This is a genomic window from Sorangium sp. So ce281 (assembly GCF_051527395.1).
GTDB classification, from domain to species: Bacteria; Myxococcota_A; Polyangia; order Polyangiales; family Polyangiaceae; genus Sorangium; species Sorangium cellulosum_B.
The window spans coordinates 10,724,667-10,740,326 of record NZ_CP150322.1 but is presented as its reverse complement, the minus strand read 5'-3'; the positions used below and the strand labels follow the sequence as shown (position 1 = coordinate 10,740,326).

At 72.9% G+C, this 15,660-nt stretch carries 15 protein-coding genes; 7 read left to right on the top strand and 8 right to left on the bottom strand.

Translation table 11 applies throughout. The annotated features are described in order from the left end of the window. Positions 1-64 precede the first annotated feature (64 nt). Together WMF27_RS41085 and WMF27_RS41080 are read right to left on the bottom strand one after the other, a co-directional pair. Positions 65-616, bottom strand: coding sequence for a hypothetical protein (locus WMF27_RS41085; protein ID WP_437763443.1), 552 nt, complete (start codon positions 614-616; stop codon positions 65-67). A 155-nt stretch (positions 617-771) separates the two neighbouring features. Further along, on the bottom strand, positions 772-1,173 hold the full coding sequence (locus WMF27_RS41080; RefSeq protein WP_437763444.1) for a hypothetical protein: 402 nt from the start codon (positions 1,171-1,173) through the stop codon (positions 772-774). 211 nt (positions 1,174-1,384) lie between these two features. On the opposite strand from WMF27_RS41080, the gene WMF27_RS41075 reads away from it, so the two are divergent. The 3 genes from WMF27_RS41075 to WMF27_RS41065 are packed head-to-tail and all read left to right on the top strand — an operon-like array spanning position 1,385 to position 4,049. After that, positions 1,385-2,083, top strand: coding sequence for a YggS family pyridoxal phosphate-dependent enzyme (locus WMF27_RS41075; RefSeq protein WP_437763445.1), 699 nt, complete (start codon positions 1,385-1,387; stop codon positions 2,081-2,083). Next, positions 2,080-2,664 carry a TlpA family protein disulfide reductase gene (locus tag WMF27_RS41070; protein WP_437763446.1) on the top strand — a complete coding sequence of 195 codons (585 nt, stop codon included), beginning with the start codon at positions 2,080-2,082 and terminating at the stop codon, positions 2,662-2,664. The genes WMF27_RS41075 and WMF27_RS41070 overlap by 4 nt, the downstream gene beginning before the upstream one ends. Then, positions 2,661-4,049 (top strand): replication-associated recombination protein A, encoded by a 1,389-nt coding sequence (locus WMF27_RS41065; RefSeq protein WP_437763447.1) that lies wholly within the window; start codon positions 2,661-2,663, stop codon positions 4,047-4,049. The genes WMF27_RS41070 and WMF27_RS41065 overlap by 4 nt, the downstream gene beginning before the upstream one ends. 21 nt (positions 4,050-4,070) lie before the next feature. Here the strand turns inward: WMF27_RS41065 and WMF27_RS41060 are convergent, their stop codons facing one another. Both WMF27_RS41060 and hpt read right to left on the bottom strand, forming a co-directional pair. Next, on the bottom strand, positions 4,071-4,400 hold the full coding sequence (locus WMF27_RS41060; protein WP_437763448.1) for a tetratricopeptide repeat protein: 330 nt from the start codon (positions 4,398-4,400) through the stop codon (positions 4,071-4,073). Next, positions 4,397-4,918: a hypoxanthine phosphoribosyltransferase gene (hpt, locus tag WMF27_RS41055; RefSeq protein ID WP_437763449.1), complete on the bottom strand. Its 522-nt coding sequence runs from the start codon at positions 4,916-4,918 to the stop codon at positions 4,397-4,399. Before hpt ends, WMF27_RS41060 begins: the two co-directional genes overlap by 4 nt. Before the next feature lie 151 nt (positions 4,919-5,069). Between hpt and WMF27_RS41050 the strand changes: the two genes are divergently transcribed. Beyond that, positions 5,070-5,516 carry an acyl-CoA thioesterase gene (locus WMF27_RS41050; protein WP_437295991.1) on the top strand — a complete coding sequence of 149 codons (447 nt, stop codon included), beginning with the start codon at positions 5,070-5,072 and terminating at the stop codon, positions 5,514-5,516. Positions 5,517-5,552: 36 nt separating this feature from the next. Here the strand turns inward: WMF27_RS41050 and WMF27_RS41045 are convergent, their stop codons facing one another. Together WMF27_RS41045 and WMF27_RS41040 are read right to left on the bottom strand one after the other, a co-directional pair. After that, positions 5,553-6,857, bottom strand: coding sequence for a hypothetical protein (locus tag WMF27_RS41045; RefSeq protein ID WP_437943477.1), 1,305 nt, complete (start codon positions 6,855-6,857; stop codon positions 5,553-5,555). Then, positions 6,854-7,609 carry an HAD family hydrolase gene (locus tag WMF27_RS41040; protein WP_437763451.1) on the bottom strand — a complete coding sequence of 252 codons (756 nt, stop codon included), beginning with the start codon at positions 7,607-7,609 and terminating at the stop codon, positions 6,854-6,856. The genes WMF27_RS41045 and WMF27_RS41040 overlap by 4 nt, the downstream gene beginning before the upstream one ends. A 214-nt stretch (positions 7,610-7,823) precedes the next feature. Here WMF27_RS41040 and WMF27_RS41035 point away from each other — a divergent pair, with 214 nt between their 5' ends. Beyond that, on the top strand, positions 7,824-8,216 hold the full coding sequence (locus tag WMF27_RS41035) for a hypothetical protein (RefSeq protein WP_437763452.1): 393 nt from the start codon (positions 7,824-7,826) through the stop codon (positions 8,214-8,216). Between the two features lie 30 nt (positions 8,217-8,246). Here WMF27_RS41035 and WMF27_RS41030 read toward each other — a convergent pair whose 3' ends face one another. Beyond that, complete coding sequence (locus tag WMF27_RS41030; protein ID WP_437763453.1) at positions 8,247-11,246, bottom strand: carboxypeptidase regulatory-like domain-containing protein; 3,000 nt, start codon at positions 11,244-11,246, stop codon at positions 8,247-8,249. 100 nt (positions 11,247-11,346) lie between these two features. Then, positions 11,347-12,609, bottom strand: a complete 1,263-nt coding sequence (locus WMF27_RS41025) for a LeuA family protein (protein WP_437763454.1) — start codon at positions 12,607-12,609, stop codon at positions 11,347-11,349. Positions 12,610-12,768: 159 nt separating this feature from the next. Between WMF27_RS41025 and WMF27_RS41020 the strand changes: the two genes are divergently transcribed. Both WMF27_RS41020 and WMF27_RS41015 read left to right on the top strand, forming a co-directional pair. Then, a complete protein-coding gene (locus WMF27_RS41020) occupies positions 12,769-15,063 on the top strand; it encodes a heme lyase CcmF/NrfE family subunit (protein ID WP_437763455.1) in 2,295 nt (764 codons plus the stop codon). Beyond that, entirely contained in the window at positions 15,060-15,632 is a 573-nt protein-coding gene (locus WMF27_RS41015) for a cytochrome c-type biogenesis protein (protein ID WP_437763456.1), read from the top strand. The genes WMF27_RS41020 and WMF27_RS41015 overlap by 4 nt, the downstream gene beginning before the upstream one ends. Positions 15,633-15,660 lie beyond the last annotated feature (28 nt).

The window sequence follows — 15,660 nt, the reverse complement described above, 5'->3', positions numbered from 1 at the left end:
CGGCGCCGCCGCGTCAGTCGGCGCCAAGCGCTCTGCCCGCGGGCGCCGGGCCCACCCGGTCGCCTCAGCCGCCGTCTGGACCGATCGCTCCACCGCCCCCGGCGTCGCCGCCCGCGCCCCCGGCGTCGCCGCCTGCACCGCCTGCACCGCCGCTGCCGGCGCCGCCTTCGCCGCCTGCACCGCCGCTGCCGGCGCCGCCTTCGCCGCCCGCGCCGCCGCTGCCGGCGCCGCCTTCGCCGCCCGCGCCGCCTGCACCGCCGCTGCCGGCGCCGCCTTCGCCGCCCGCACCACCGTCGTCGGCTTTGCCCCCCGCGCCGCCCGCACCACCGCCGGCAGGGTTGGCCGGTTCGCCCCCCGTGCTGGTTGTATCGGTGCTGGTACCGGCCCCAGTCGAAGCGGCGCTGCTCGAACCGGGCGCGTCTGGCAGGAGGCCACCGCCGCCCGTGCCGTCGTTTTCGCCGGGATCGCCGGCGGCGACGCTCCCTCCTGCGCCGGTCGCGCCCACGTCGCCGCAATCCCCGCACCCGATGCCCCCCTCAGCGGGAGGCTCCGGTTGTGGATTGAACACACAGCCCGCGAGGACGACCCCGAAAACAAGGACGACAAGCTGGCGCATAAGCTCCCTCCTCATAGCACCCTGCGCATCTCCCTGCCCGCTTGTGCGGCGCCCTCGTCCGCGGGAATGCTGCGTCGAGCGCGATCCGTCGGCTGCTTCTCGCTCGCTCTTACCGCCGGGTCGACGCCGCCGTCAGGCCCGGGCCGCGTGCTCCTTCAGCCGCATTCCACCCCTCCAGCGCCCCCCACACCGCAGGGCTCGCCGCCCGCGCCGCCCGCGCCGCCCGCGCCGCCCTGGCCGCCCGTGCCGCCCTGGCCGCCCGTGCCGCCCTGGCCGCCCGTGCCGCCCTGGCCGCCCGCGCCGCCCTGACCGCCCGCGCCGCCCGCCGTGCCCCCATCGCCACCGCCGCCCGCGCCCGTGGTCTCCCCGCTGCCAGCGCTGGCCGCTACCGCTGTGTTGCCGGCGCCCGTGCCACCGGAACCTGAGGTGCCGACCCCCGCACCGGTCGACGACGACCCCGAGGGATAGGGATCCCTGTCATCGAGCGGCGGTTCAGGCTGCGGGTTGAACGAGCATCCAACCGCGAGGAGCAGGGTGAGGAACAGCAGGCTTCGCATGGCGGGTACGCCGAGTATGGCAATCAATATGCCACGTGAAAATGGCCGAAAAGCACTTCGATCGGTCCGCGGTCGACGCGGTGCTCAGGCACACTCTGGCACGCCGCTCGGGCGGTTGGATCCGGCACTTCCCTCCGCGCCACGGCCTGCACAGTCCGCTCGCTGCGGGTCCCCCTGGTGTCCACGGCGGCAGCTCGCGGTATCGTGCGGCGTGATTTCGGAAGACCTGGGGAACATCGCATCGCGGCTCGACGAGGTGCGGCGCCGGATAGCGAGCGCCGCCGCGCGTGCAGGGCGCGGGCCAGAGGAGGTCCGGCTCATCGCCGTGTCCAAGGGGAAGCCCGCGGGGGCCATCCGCGCCGCCTACGCCGCCGGGCAGCGCGATTTCGGCGAGAACTACGCGCAGGAGCTCGTCGAGAAGGCCGAGGCGCTCGCCGATCTCGACGGGCTCGTGTGGCACGCCATCGGCCAGCTCCAGAGGAACAAGGCGAAGCTCGTCGCGCGCGTCGCGCACGTCGTGCAGTCGGTCGACCGGGAGGAGCTCGCCGTGGAGCTCGATCGGCGCGCGGCGGCGCTCAACCGCACCCTCGACGTCCTGATCGAGGTGAACGTCGGCGGCGAAGCCTCGAAGGGCGGCTGCGCCCCCGGCGACTTCGCGCCGCTCCTCGCCGCGATCGCCCGGTGCGCGCACCTCCGGCCGATCGGCCTCATGACCATCGCGCCGTTCCTCGAGGACCCGAACGACGTCGCGCCGTTCTTCGCGCAGCTGCGCGCCCTGCGCGACGCGCACGGCGGCCGGGCCGTGCTGCCCGAGCTCTCGATGGGCATGTCGCACGATTTCGAGCCAGCCATCGCGCAAGGCGCGACGTGGGTCCGCGTCGGCACCGCCATCTTCGGGGCCCGCGGATGACGGCGACGTCCGCCGCGTCGCGCCTCGGCGCGGCCCTCCCTGGCGGTGGCGTCGCGCGCGGCGCCACGTTGGCTACGTGCGCGCTGCTCGCGCTCGCGTGCGGGCCGGGCGCGATGCCCGCGTCGGTGCGCCACCCGCTCGTCGGCAGCGCCGCGCCGGAGTTCCACGCGGAGTCCACAGCGGCGGTCACCGTCGGCGTGCCCGGCACGCGCAGGACGCGGGTCACCGTGATCGACTTCTGGGCGTCCTGGTGCGCGTCGTGCAGCCGGACCATGCCGGCGCTCGACCGGCTCTGGCGCGACCGCAAGGCGGACGGGGTGGCCGTGATCGGCGTGAACGTCGACGACTCGGAGGCCGCCGCGGAGGCCGCCGCGTACGAGCTCGGCGCGACGTTCCCCATCGTCGCGGATCTCGATCAGCGGCTCTCCGGGACCTACGGCGTCGCGCAGGTCCCCCTCACGTTCGTGGTCGACGGCGCGGGCACCGTGCGCTGGGTCGGGCACGATCCGGCGAGCGCGCGCCGCGCCGTCGAGGTCCTCCTCTCGGAGCGCCCCGCGGGCGCGCGGTCGGTCTTCGAATGAGCGCGCCCCGGGGCGGCGGCGGCGCGCGACGGCGGCCCGCGGGCGACGAGCCGACGCTCTTCGACGCCGCCCGGCAGCGGGAGCCGGAGCTCAGGGCCGCGGTGCCCCTCGCCGAGCGCATGCGCCCGCGCTCGCTCGAGGACATGATCGGCCAGGGCCACCTCCTCGGCGAGGGCAAGCTGCTCGCGCGCGCGATCGCGGCCGACCGGATCCCCTCCATGATCCTGTGGGGCCCGCCGGGCGCCGGAAAGACCACGCTGGCGCGCGTCGTCGCGCACACGACGAACGCCCGCTTCGTCCCCTTCAACGCCGTGCTGGGCGGCGTGCCGGAGCTCCGCGAGATCCTCGCCCAGGCGCGCACCGCGCGCTCCTACGAGGGCAAGCGGACGATCCTGTTCGTCGACGAGATCCACCGCTTCAACAAGGCCCAGCAGGACGCCTTCCTCCCGCACGTCGAGGACGGGACGATCACGCTGATCGGGGCGACCACCGAGAACCCCTCGTTCGCGGTCAACGCGCCGCTGCTCTCCCGGTGCAAGGTCTTCCGGCTCCAGGGCCTCGGCGCGTCAGAGCTCGTCGAGCTCCTGCGCCGCGCCCTCGAGTCGCCCGCCGGGCTCGCCGGCGCGATCGCCGCCGACGACGACGCGCTCTCGGCGATCGCGGCGCTCGCGCAGGGCGACGCGCGCAGGGCGCTCACCACGCTGGAGATCGCCGCGGACGAGGCGGGGCGCGCGGGCGCCCCCACGATCACGCGCGAGCTCATCGCCGGCGCGAGCGAGCACAAGACGCTGCTCTACGACAAGGCCGGCGAGGAGCACTACAACGTCATCAGCGCCTTCATCAAGTCGATGCGCGGCTCCGATCCCGACGCCGCCATCTACTGGCTGATGCGCATGATCGAGGCCGGCGACGACCCGCTCTTCCTGCTGCGCCGGATGATGATCTTCGCCTCCGAGGACATCGGCAACGCCGACCCGCGCGCGCTGGAGATCGCCGTCGCCGCGGACGCCGCGTTCCGGCGCATGGGGATGCCCGAGGGGCTCTATCCGATCACGCAGGCGGCGCTCTACCTCGCCACGGCCCCGAAATCGAACGCCTGCAAGACCGCCTGGCACGCGGCGCAGGCCGCCGTGCGCGAGCACGGCGCGCTCCCGGTCCCGCTCACGCTGCGCAACGCGGTCACGCGGCTGATGCGCGACGAGGGCTACGGCGAAGGCTACCGCTACGCGCACGACGAGCCGGGCGGCGTCGCGCGGGGCGAGGCCTACCTCCCCGAGCCGCTCGCGGGCAGCCGGTTCTACGAGCCGACCGATCGCGGCTACGAGCGGACCATCGGCGAGCGCCTCCGCCGGATCCGCGGCGAGGGGGAGGGCGAGGGCGGCTGAGGCGCGGCGCCGGCCGAGCCGTCACGCGTCGTCGTCGTCGCCGCCCGCGCCGGCGAGCGCCTGCTGGAGCTCGCTCAGCGCGTGCTGATCTCCCTTGCTGCGCGCGACCCCGATGCCGTCGGCCAGCCAGGCGCGCCCCTCGTCGAGGCGGCCTGCCTTCACCAGCATCGTCCCGCACATGAGGTACATCGGCACGTACGCCGGATCCATCGCCCGGAGCGCGCCGAACGTGGCGAGCGCGTCGTCGTGGCGGCCCTGGCCCGCGTACTCCAGCGCGAGCGCGTACCAGTGAAACGGATCCTTCGACCCATCCCGGGTCATCTTCTCGAGCATCAGCAGCCGCTTGCTCACGTCGCCTCCACAACCCCGATGAACGGCAGGTTCCGATAGCGCTCGGCCCAGTCGAGCCCGTAGCCGACCACGAATTTGTCCTCGATCGTGAAGCCCAGGTAGTCGATGGGCACCTCGACCCGCGCGCGCGCCGGCTTGTGCAGGAGCGCGCAGACCTTGACGCTGTTCGGCATCCTCGTGCGGAAGAGCTGGAGCAGGTGCGAGATCGTGAGGCCCGTATCCACGATGTCCTCGATGAGGAGGATGTCCTCGCCCTCGATCGGGCGGGTGAGGTCCTGCGTGATCTGGACGACGCCGGTCGAGGCCGTGCCCTCGCCGTAGCTGCGCACGCCGAGGAACTCGATGCGCACCGGCAGGTCGATGTGGCGCGCGATGTCGGCGGTGAACACGAAGCTCCCCTTGAGCACGGAGACGAGCACGAGCCGGCGCTCCGCGTACTCCCGGGTGATCTGCGCGCCGAGGTCGCGCACGCGAGCGCCGATCTGCTCGGCGGACAGGAGCGTCCGGACATTCGTCATGCCGCCCGCTAACATCGCGGCGCCCGCGCCACCAGCGCCCAGGCGGGCCCTCGGTCGCCGCGCGCTGCGATCCCGTGTCGTGCGGCGGACGTCGCGCGGTCGCTCTGCTGCTGCCCGGGTCGAAACTGGGTTAATCTCTGCGCCTCCCGCGATGCCGCTCCCTTCTCTGCCCGACGCGCCCCCGCACCTCACCTCGCGCACGCCCCTGGCCGTCCGCTTCTGCGAGACGGATCTCATGGGCATCGTCCACCACGCGAACTACGTCATCTACCTGGAGGCCGGCCGCATCGACTGGCTGAAGCGCCGCGGCCTCTCCTACGAGGAGATGGTGCGGCGCGACCTTCACCTCGCCGTCGCGGAGCTGCGGATCAAGTACCGCCAGGCCGCGCGGTTCGGCGACGACCTCGTGGTCGAGACGACCTGCCGCGAGGTCCAGCGGGTCACCGCGCGCTTCAGCTACCGGATCCTCCGGGGCGAGGACGTGATCTGCGACGGCGACATCCTCCTCGCGTGCCTGGGCTCGAACCTGACGCTGACGCGGATCCCGGACGACATCGTCCAGCTCCTGGCGAGCCCTGAGACGACGGCCGATCGCTAGGGCAGGGGACGCCGTCCTCGCTTCCGCCGCCCCGCTTCAGCCGCCGTCCGCCGCCCCGGCCTCGGCCCCGCTGCGCACGATGCGCGCCGGCATCTCGACCGTCTGAGGCGGCTCGATGCGCTCGCCGAGGAACGTGCGCCACTGGACGACGTAGCGCCCGCGCAGGGGCCCGATCACGTAGCGCTCGCTCGCCTGCGGCACGGCGACCGCGGGGATGCCGTCGACGAGCAGGTAGAGCAGCGCGTCGGTCTGGTTGACCGCGACGAACCCCTCGCCGGGCGCGCCCGGGTCGACGCTCCCGGGCAGCTGGAGCGGCGCTTCTCGGATGGCCGCGAGCTCGTCGCGCGTCAGGAAGACGCCGCCCTCCGCCGACGGGAGCCCGGCGGCGGCGTACGCGGCGCTCGGGGGCGGCATGAGCATGTCGGTCGAGATCAGGTCCGTTCGCCGGGCGACCGACGTGACCTCGAACGCGACGCCGCCGCCGCCTTGCCAGGCATAACTCGCGTAGAGCGGCACCTCGCCGGCCACGCACTCGGGCGACTTCGGATCCACGCCGAGGATCTCCAGCAGCGCCCGGCAGAGCAGCGGCCCCCCGTCGCCGGCCTCGGGGACCCTGCCGAGCTCGACGTACAGCGCGCCGAGGCTCCCGTGCACCTCGACCTTGCGGACGTCGATCTCGAGCCGCTTGCCGTCGCCGACCGGACGCGCCGGGCCCGTCGACAGCGGCGTCACGTCGACGCGCCGCTCGCCGAGGAGCGTGCGGAGCGCCCCCGGCGGCACGACCCGGTACTGGGTCAGGGACGGCCAGAGCAGCACCTCGCCGTACACGTCGTGGCGCGCGCGGAGCTCGGAGCCCGCGGGCAACGGGAGCGCGCGGGACGTGAACTGGACCCGCATCCGGCCCGTCTCCGCGAGCTCGACCTTCCACGTCAGCTCGGTGAGCTTCTGCGCCGCGTGGATCCCGGAGGTCGCCACCTCGGGCGCCTTGGGGGGCTGCGGCACGTCGCGGAAGCGGAAGGCCGCTTCGAGCAGGATGCCGGGGAGCTCGCGGGGCGAGAGCGCGTCGTCCGGCAGGGGGGTGGCGGGCGAGAGCGGCAGCGGCGACTGCGGGCTCGCCTCGGACATGATGAGCCGGCCGTAGTCGTCGGCGATGATCTTCGCGGTCTCCTCGGCGGCGGAGGCGTCGAGCAGGTCCGGCGTCTCGTTCGCGAGCGGCGCGGGGAGGATCCTCGCGTTCGGGCTCGCGCCGGCCTCCACAGGATCGACGGGCGGGTGGCGCGACGGCTCGCACCCGGCGGCGGCGAGCAGCAGGAAGGCCGCGGCGGCGCGCGCGGCGATCACGGCTCCAGCTCGAACGTGTGGATGACGCGCACGCGCGCGTCGAGCGGCGGCGGGTCGGGCGCGCACTGCGTGTCCAGGAAGACCGCGGTGCAGCGGGGATGGCAGCCCTGGAGCAGGTTGCAGTTGGCCGCCTCGTTGTCGAACACCGCGATGACCCGCCCGAGCCGCGAGAGCTGCGGCGCCACGCTCCGCTTGAACTCGGTGTCGGGCATCTCGAACCTCGGCTTCACGACGAGCTCCGTGCCGATGACCCCGATGGGGAAGCCGAGATCGCGCAGGCTCGCGAACGAGCCGAGCGCCATCTTCGGCAGGTCGCGGCCGGTGAGGTACACGAGGGTCGCCCCCGCCGCGTGGCAGTCGCGCGCGTACTGGCTCGCGCCCGGCACCTCGACGTCGTGCCGGATGTGCGGATCGTTGAAGAAGCGGGCCCTCCAGAAATCGAACGCGTGCAGGTGGAGCGCCTCGTCGTCGACGCCGAGCTGCCGCAGGTTGTCCTGGAACCCGTACACGATGCCGTCGGGCGACGCGCGCTCGAGGAGGGCGGCGGCGTGCGGGTGCTTGCGGCGCCACTCCTCCGCCAGCTCATGGAGGATCGCGACCACCCGCGGCCGGTTATCCATGAGGGTGCCGTCCAGATCGAAGACGATCACGGGGGGCCCCTCGGACCGATCGGCCGCGCGCTCGACGATGGATTTCAGGAGCCGCGTCCGCTCGAGCGGGACGAGGCGCTTCTCGTGAAACAGCGTGCTCAAGGTCGTCGCGCCGCGGAAACGCGCACCGTCCGCGCGGCTCCTCGGGCCGGAACCGTAGCGCGAACTCGCCCTCCCCAGAAGCGGCGGCGCCATCCCTCGCCGAGCGCTGCGATCCTGCGTAGATGTGCAGAAACATCCTACATTGTTGGCCTCTTCATTCCGCTCTTCGTAGGATTTTTCCAATCGGGACCCTCGAGGCTCCGAAGGAAGGCCCATGCAGAACCGCATCAAGACCGCTCTGGCCCTGGGGATGGCGATGACCGCCGTGGTGGGCTGCTCGAAGACCCCTCGCGATCGTCTGCAGGGGCGCTGGTATGGCGATGCCATCGAGAACGCTCCTGTGGAGCAGCTCACCAAGGCGACCGGATGGGTGAAGGGAACGGCGCTCGAGTTCAACGGCAGCAAGGTGACGGTGACCGTGCCCGCGGAGACGCCGCGCAGCGGCACCTTCAAGGTGACGAAGGCGGACGGCGATCAGGTGACCGTCGCTTTCCTCCGCCCCGAGGGCGGGCTCGATGAGGCGGCGTTCCGCTTCGCCACGGATCAGACGCTGCGCTGGGAGATCGGCGACGGCCGCGCCATCGTGCTGACGAAGGCGAAGAACTGAGCTCGTCCGGCGCCGCGGGCGCCCGGCCGGCTATCGCCGTACCCGCTCCCTCCGCACCCGCGTGAGCCACCGCGCCTCACCGCGATCGCCGTCCCGCGCGAGCAGCACCACGACGTCCTCCGAGAGCGGCCCGGTGAGCCGCCGCCGCGCTTCCTCGATGGAGCGCACCTCGACGCCGTTCACGGACAGGAGCCGATCGCCGGGCTCGATGCCGGCCTCCTCGGCCTCGCTCGCCGGGGGCACCGACACCACGGTCACGGTCCTTCGCTCCTCGCCGAGCGTCACCGCCAGGCTCCCTGCGCCCTTCGGGTCTCGCCGCGCGCCGTCCCCCGGCAGCGCGATCCTCACGCGCTCGGTCGTCCTGCCGGCCCGGACCTGCACCGGCTGCGACTCGGCGCGCCCGAGATCCGCGCTGTACGCCTCGATGACCGCCGTGCCCTCGGGCAGCCCGCCGAGCTGGAACCGCCCGTCGCGGTCGGTGGTCACGACGCCCGGCGGCAGCGGGCCGAGCGGCAGGTACGTCGGCACGCGGTCGCGCGCCACGCGGGCCCCCGCGACAGCGTCCCCGCGCTGATCGACGACCTGTCCGGCGACCTCTCCCGCCTCGGACAGGTCGATGCGCCCGAGGTCCGTCGGGCGATCGGGATCGCCGGCGATCGTCACCCGCAGCGTCGCCGGCGCGTACCCGTCGCGGCTCACCGTCACGCGGAACTGGCCCGGCGCGAGGTCGGTGAGCGTGAAGTCGCCCTCCGCGTCGCTCGTGGCGCGGCGCGGACCGGTCGTCGAGAACAGCGTGATCCGCGCGCCCTCGAGCCGCTCGCGCCCGCCGCGCCCGGTCACGGCGCCGGTCGCCTTGAGGGCGGCGCCCATCTCGAGCCGCAGCTCCTTCGGCGCGGCGTCGACCTGCTCGACGCGCGGGGACTTGCCGGAGCGCACGAGACTGATCCGGAGCGGCAAGCCGGCGGCGTCGGGCAGCAGCGCGTCGCCGTCGTCGTCCGTGAACAGCGTCTTGCGGAGCGGAACGGCCACGTCGAGCGAGAGCACGCGCACCTCCGCGCGATCGAGCGGGTAGCCGCGATCGTCGGTGACGTGGATGGCCACCGCCTCGCGCGCCTTCGGGAGGACGACCTCGATCTCCTTGCGATCGCGCTCCGGGACCTCGACGACGAGCCGCGCCACGACGTCGCCGGGCGACTCGGCCCGGGAGACCGAGACGAGCACCTCGTCGGGGACCGCGGCGAAGGCGAACGTGCCGTCGTCCGCGGAGTACGTCACCCGCTCGAGCGAGCCCGCGGTCGCGGCCAGCTCGACGCGCGCGCCGGCGACCGGCTTGCGATCCTGCTCGAGGACGCGGCCCTCGAGCAGGCCGCCCTGGCGCATCACCACGCGCACGCGGGCCTCGCCGCCCGGCTGCAGCGTCACGATCTCGCTGGGCGTCTCGACGTACTCCGGGTGCCGGACGATGGCGTGGACGCGCCCGGGGGTGACGGGCTCGGCCCGGAACGTGCCGTCGGCGCGCGTGACCCACGGCTCGCCCGAGCGCACCGAGGCGGCCGGCAGGACCGCGTCGCCATGCGGCAGGTCCGGGATGGGGCCCGGCATGACCCCGAGCTCGCCCGCGGGGATCAGCGGCGCCGGGCCGGGCAGGGCGCGCTCGAAGTGCTCGTCCCTGAACTCGGACATCGCGGTGGTCTCGTCGATGGGCATCCCCTCGGCGTCGGCGCCCACGATCTCGATCGTCGCGCCCGGGACCGGGTAGCCGCGATCGTCGACGACCTCGCCCACGAGCGCGCCGCCGCGGAGCAGGGGGATGCGCACCTCGGTGGCGCCCGCGTCGAGCTGCACGGCGTTCCTCGGCACGAAGCCGGCCGCCAGGGCCGAGGCGCTCGCGTACCCCGGCGCGATGGGCCCGAGCGTCACGGACCCGTCGTCGCCCGTGCGGCCGTGCAGCGGGAACGCCGACAGGCCCTGCTCGACGAGCACGACGTTCGCGGCCTTCACGGGCGGCGCGTCCTCGCCGTCGCCGTCGGTCACGAGGAGCCGCACGTGGCGGCCGGGCCCGAGGACGAGCTTCACCTCCTTGCCCTCGCCGCGCCTCACGGGCACGGCCAGCGCGGTCGCGCTCACGGCGGCGCCGCGCCGGGCCTTGAGGTCGTACACCCCGTCGCGGAGCCCGGCGATCCGCGCGGCGCCCGTCGCGTCGGTGGTCGTGCTGCGCGCCGGCCACAGCCCGGTGCCGGCGGCGAGCACGGTCGCGCCGTCGGCCGGCTGCCCCTCCGCGTCCACCACGCGGACCGTGAGGGCGCCGAGCCGATCCAGGCGGAGCCTGAGCGGCGCCGGCCCGGGCACGATGCCCGTCCGCACGGTGTCCTCGAAGCCGAGCGCCGACGCGCGGACGACGTAGGGCGCCGCCCCGAGCCGATCGAACCGCGCGCGGCCGCCTTCGGCTGTGGTCGCCACGAAGGGGAGGGGATCGGCGGTCGCGACCGTCACCTCGGCGCCGTCGATCGGGCGCTCGGCCTCGTCGACGACCAGCACGTCCAGCACCTTCGCGGGCCGCAGCACGAGCTCGACGGCGCGGGGGCCTGGCTCGAGCGCGACGCGGGTCGAGGCGCGGGCCCGCTCCGCGCCGTACGCCATGATCCAGGCCTCCCCGGACGGCAGCCCGGCGAAGCGAGCCTCGCCCGAGGGATCGGTCTTCAGCTCGCCCGCGAAGTAGGCGCGGTCCTCGCGCATGGCGAAGACGCGCACGGCGGCGTCCTTCAGCGGCCGCCCCTGCTCGTCGCGCACGGTGACGGTGAGCTCTGCCGCGCGCCCTTCCACCCACGCGGGCACCGGCGGCGCCGGGATCGGCGCCCGCGGCAGGAACCGCGGCCCCAGATCGCGCAGCGTGGTCGCGGCGAGGAAGCAGACCAGCGCGGCGATCGCGGCCAGGACGGCATCGAGCCGCGACCGGCGCCCGGCCCGGTCGACTTCCGCGGCGGGTTGCTTGTCCTGTTCCGCTGCGGGCTGCTTGTCCTGCTCGGCCACGGCCTGGATTTCTACTCCGGATCCGTGAAAACGCCGAACGTCCCGCCGCCGTTCCCGCGGCCGCGCCCGGATCCCGCGGCGCCGCGCCGGCGTCCCGAGATCAGGCCGGGCGGCCGCGGTGCAGCTCGATCACGGCCTGGATCTCCTCCTCGGACAGGATGTGATCCGTCGCCTTGGCCTTCGCCAGGATGGCGTCGACGAGCTCCTTCGAGGGCTCGATCTTCCGCTGCCGGAGCCAGTAGTTCACGTTGGAGGCCCCGGACATGTAGCCCACGCAGATCTCCTGCTTTCGCCCGAACATGCCGGCGGGGACGCCGGAGTAGATCCGGTCGGCCATCCAGGAGTCGCCCTTCGACTCGGCCTTGATGATGGCCGCCGCGTGCACGCCGGTCGCCGTGCGGAAGGCGTCCCGTCCGACCAGGGGATAATTGATGGGCACCTCCCAGCCGACCGCCTGCGCGGCCGTCGTGCAGTACTCGAGGAGGTGGGTGAGGTCCTGGTGCTCGAGGAGGCCGAGGAGCTTCATGTTGAGCAGGATGAGCTCCATCGCGGCGTTGCCGACCCGCTCGCCGATCCCGAGCGCGGTGCCGTGCACCCGGTCCGCGCCGAACTGGAGCGCCCAGATCGCGTTCTCGAGCGCGAGGCCGCGATCGTTGTGGCCGTGCCAGTCGATGCCGACCGACGCCCCGGCCCCCGCGACGATGGCCCGCGTGAAGTTGATGAGGTTGCGAACCCCGTCCGGCGTCGCGTGCCCGACGGTATCGCACAGGCACAGCCGGGACGCGCCGTGATCGATGGCGACCTTGAAGAGCGTCGCCAGCACCTCGGGGCGCGAGCGCGTCGTGTCCTCCGTGACGTAGGCGACGGGGAGCCCGGCCTTCACGCCCGCGTCGATCGCCGCGGCGCTCCGCTGCGCGATGAGGTCGACGTCCCACGCCTCCGCGAGCTGGCGGATCGGGCTCGATCCGATGAAGGCGTAGATCTCCACGGGGATCCCTGCGCGCTGGGAGATCTCGATCATCGGCGTGATGTCCGAGACGACCGTGCGGCCTGCGCAGGCGATGCGGAGCGGCAGGTTGTTGTCGGCCACCTCCCTGCACATCCGGAGCACGTCCTCGAACGCCCGTTGCGAGCTGCCGGGCAGGCCGACGTCGGCGATCTGGATACCGATCTTGGCCATCAGGTGGAGCAGCTTGAGCTTGCTCTCGATGTTCGGATCGGCGACCGAGGGGTTCTGCAGGCCGTCGCGCAGGGTCTCGTCGAAGAAGCCGATGTTCTCCGGGATGACCCGCCCGACGCGATCCACCTCGTTCCAGTCGTAGATCAGCTCGGTCGGGCGGATACCGGAGGCAGCGATCGCCATGCACCAGTATAGTGCGCCGCGCTCGACGCCGGGCCTGAAGCGAAGCTTTTCCGGGGCGCTCGTCGATGACGCACGGCGCAGGTGAAGGCGGGCGATCGGTCGCACGCTGCGGTGCGCTGGCCCTGCGCGCCCGGCAAGCCTAAGCTTGCGCCCACGACGATGTGGCAATCTCTACCTGAGTTCGGGACCGGCGTCCTTTACGCCATTCTGGTCACCGCGGCGTATACCTTCGCCGTCGGGCTCGCGTCAGCGCGCGGGCGGCCGCGGCTGCTCCAGGCCGCGCGGCTCGGCGCGTACGGCACGATCGCGCTGGTCGGCCTCGCGGTGCTCGTGCTGGCGTACGCCTTCGTCAGCCACGATTTCCGGATCGCCTACGTCGCGCAGTACAGCGACCGGTCCATGAGCACGCCGTACCTCATCGCCGCGCTCTGGGGCGGGCAGGACGGCTCGCTGCTCTGGTGGATGTTCCTGACCGCGCTCTTCTCGGGGGGCTGCGTCGTCTGGCTGCAGCGCCGGTATCTGGAGCTCCAGCCCTACGTCATCGCGACGCTGATGAGCGTCCTGATCTTCTTCGCGGCGCTGATGATCTTCGCGGTGAACCCGTTCCGGACGAGCGTGGCGGGCGCCCCGCTCGACGGCAACGGGCTGAACTTCCAGCTGCGCAACTTCTACATGATCATCCACCCGCCGAGCCTCTACATCGGCTTCACGAGCGCGGCGGTCCCGTTCGCGTTCGCGATCGCCGCGCTCGCCACGGGCCGGCTCGACAGCGAGTGGATCGTGGCGACGCGCAAGTGGATGCTCTTCTCCTGGCTGTTCCTCTCCATCGGCAACGTGCTCGGGATGCTGTGGGCTTACGAGGAGCTCGGCTGGGGCGGCCCGTGGGCCTGGGATCCGGTCGAGAACGCCGCGTTCCTCCCGTGGCTCACCGCGAGCGCCTACGTCCACTCGACGATGATCCAGGAGCGCCGCGGCATGCTGAAGGTGTGGAACGTCTCGCTCATCTGCGGGACGTTCTTCCTCACCATCTTCGGCACCTGGCTCACGCGCTCCGGCCTCATCGCGAGCGTCCACTCGTTCGCCCAGTCCGGCATCGGCATCTGGTTCGTCGGCTTCATGGCCGTGATCCTGGCCACGTGCACCGCGCTCATCGTCTACCGCCTGCCGCGGCTGCGCAGCGACGGGCAGTTCGAGTCGATGCTGTCGCGCGAGGCCGCGTTCCTCTTCAACAACTGGGGCCTCTTCAGCATCATGATCTTCATCGCGGTCGCGACGGTGTGGCCGCGCATCAGCGAGTGGCTGCTCGACCAGAAGTCGACGCTCGGGCCGACCTTCTACAACATGTGGCTGCCCCCGGTCGCGCTCGTGGTCTTCCTGCTCATGGGCGTCGCGCCGCTGCTCGGGTGGCGCAAGACGTCGCCGGAGCTCTTCCGGAAGAGCTTCCGCTGGCCGGTGCTGGTCACGGTCGTCACGGCGGCGCTCCACCTGACGCTCGGGAAGAGGGTGGGCTTCGCCCCGTTCGTCGCCGTGGACCCGATCTACCCCGGCCCGCTCGGCGACGCGCTGGCGAAGCTCGCGTCGACCTACCCGTTCTTCACGGTGGCCATCGCGTCGTTCAACGTCTCCGTGGTCGTGCAGGAGTTCGCCCGCGGCATCGCGGCGCGGCAGAAGCGGGCGAAAGAGCCGCTCTTCACCTCCTTCTACAACCTGATCGCCAGGTCGCGGCGCCGCTACGGCGGCTACATCGTGCACGTCGGCATCGCGGTGATGTTCCTCGGCTTCGCCGGCCGCGCGTGGGGCGTCGACAAGGAGATCAGCCTCCACCCGGGCGAGTCCGTGCAGGTCGAGGAGTACCACCTCACCTACGCGGGCCCGCGCATGGAGGTCGACAGCGAGAAGCGCATGGTCTTCGCCGACCTCGACGTCGAGCGCCACGGCGCGCCGGTCGGCCGGATCAGCCCGGCGAAGTTCATCTACAAGGCGTCCCCGGAGGCGCCGTCGACCGAGGTCGCGCGGCACATCACCGTCAAGAACGACCTCTACGTGATCATCGGGATGGCGAACCCCCAGACGAAGGTCGCTTCGTTCCAGATCCACGTGAACAACCTGATCTCGTTCATGTGGTTCGGCGCGGGCATCCTCATCCTGGGGGCCCTCGTCGCGATGTGGCCTGACATCACGCTCGAGGAGGCCGGCGCGTTCGGTTATGTGCGGGCGGCGGGGTCCGTCACCGCGTCCGTCGTGTTCGCCTTCCTGCTCGCCGGCGGCCCGTCGCAGGCCTACGGGCGCCCCGCCCGGGAGGGGCTCGGGCGGCCCGTCTTGGTCGCGCCGGCCGCGGCGGACGGCGACGTCCGCGCCCCGGGCGCCGGCGCTGCGGTTGATCCCGGGCGGGCGCCCGCGATCGGTGCCATGCTCCCGACCGCTGCCGAACCGAGGCAGCCGGCGTTCGAATGAGCCGCACACGAAGACTCATCCAAGGCATCACCCTCCTCGTCGCGGGCGCCCTCGCCCTCGTCGTCTTGCTGCGCGCGCCGGAGTTCGCCCACAGCCAGCAGCTCGGCGAGGGGATGCAGCGCTCGGGCGTCGTCGGCATCGCGAACGACATCGAGCGCAAGCTCTTCTGGAGCCTGATCTGCACGTGCGGCTGCCCGCGCGAGACCCTCGGGACGTGCACGTGCGGCACCGCGCACGAGCGCCGCGACCAGCTCCGCGCGGCGCTCGCGTCGGGGCTGTCGATCGAGGCCATCCAGGCCGCCTACGCCGAGCGCTACGGGGCGGAGGCGCTGGCCGTGCCGCCGAACAAGGGGAGCCAGCGGCTGCTCTACCTGCTCCCGCTCGGCGCCATCGTGGTCGGCGCGGGCATCGTCGTCGCGACGCTGCGCCGATGGAAGCGGCGCAGCGACGAGGCGGGCGCCGCCGGCCAGCAGCCGTCCCCGAAGGGCGTTGTCCCCGGCGCCCGTGACGATTACGACGACAAGCTCGACGAGGAGCTCAAGAGCCTGGACCGCGAAGACCGCGAATGAGCGCCGAACAGCCCGCCAAAAGCGCCAC

What these genes read in the sequence shown, in the direction of transcription:
- WMF27_RS41065 (WP_437763447.1), top strand. Translation starts at nt 2,661, where the DNA reads ATGAGCGCGCCCCGGGGCGGCGGCGGCGCGCGACGGCGGCCCGCGGGC.
- WMF27_RS41050 (WP_437295991.1), top strand. Translation starts at nt 5,070, where the DNA reads ATGCCGCTCCCTTCTCTGCCCGACGCGCCCCCGCACCTCACCTCGCGC.
- WMF27_RS41080 (WP_437763444.1), bottom strand. Translation starts at nt 1,173, where the DNA reads ATGCGAAGCCTGCTGTTCCTCACCCTGCTCCTCGCGGTTGGATGCTCG.
- WMF27_RS41085 (WP_437763443.1), bottom strand. Translation starts at nt 616, where the DNA reads ATGCGCCAGCTTGTCGTCCTTGTTTTCGGGGTCGTCCTCGCGGGCTGT.
- WMF27_RS41015 (WP_437763456.1), top strand. Translation starts at nt 15,060, where the DNA reads ATGAGCCGCACACGAAGACTCATCCAAGGCATCACCCTCCTCGTCGCG.
- WMF27_RS41070 (WP_437763446.1), top strand. Translation starts at nt 2,080, where the DNA reads ATGACGGCGACGTCCGCCGCGTCGCGCCTCGGCGCGGCCCTCCCTGGC.
- WMF27_RS41020 (WP_437763455.1), top strand. Translation starts at nt 12,769, where the DNA reads ATGTGGCAATCTCTACCTGAGTTCGGGACCGGCGTCCTTTACGCCATT.
- hpt (WP_437763449.1), bottom strand. Translation starts at nt 4,918, where the DNA reads ATGACGAATGTCCGGACGCTCCTGTCCGCCGAGCAGATCGGCGCTCGC.
- WMF27_RS41025 (WP_437763454.1), bottom strand. Translation starts at nt 12,609, where the DNA reads ATGGCGATCGCTGCCTCCGGTATCCGCCCGACCGAGCTGATCTACGAC.
- WMF27_RS41035 (WP_437763452.1), top strand. Translation starts at nt 7,824, where the DNA reads ATGCAGAACCGCATCAAGACCGCTCTGGCCCTGGGGATGGCGATGACC.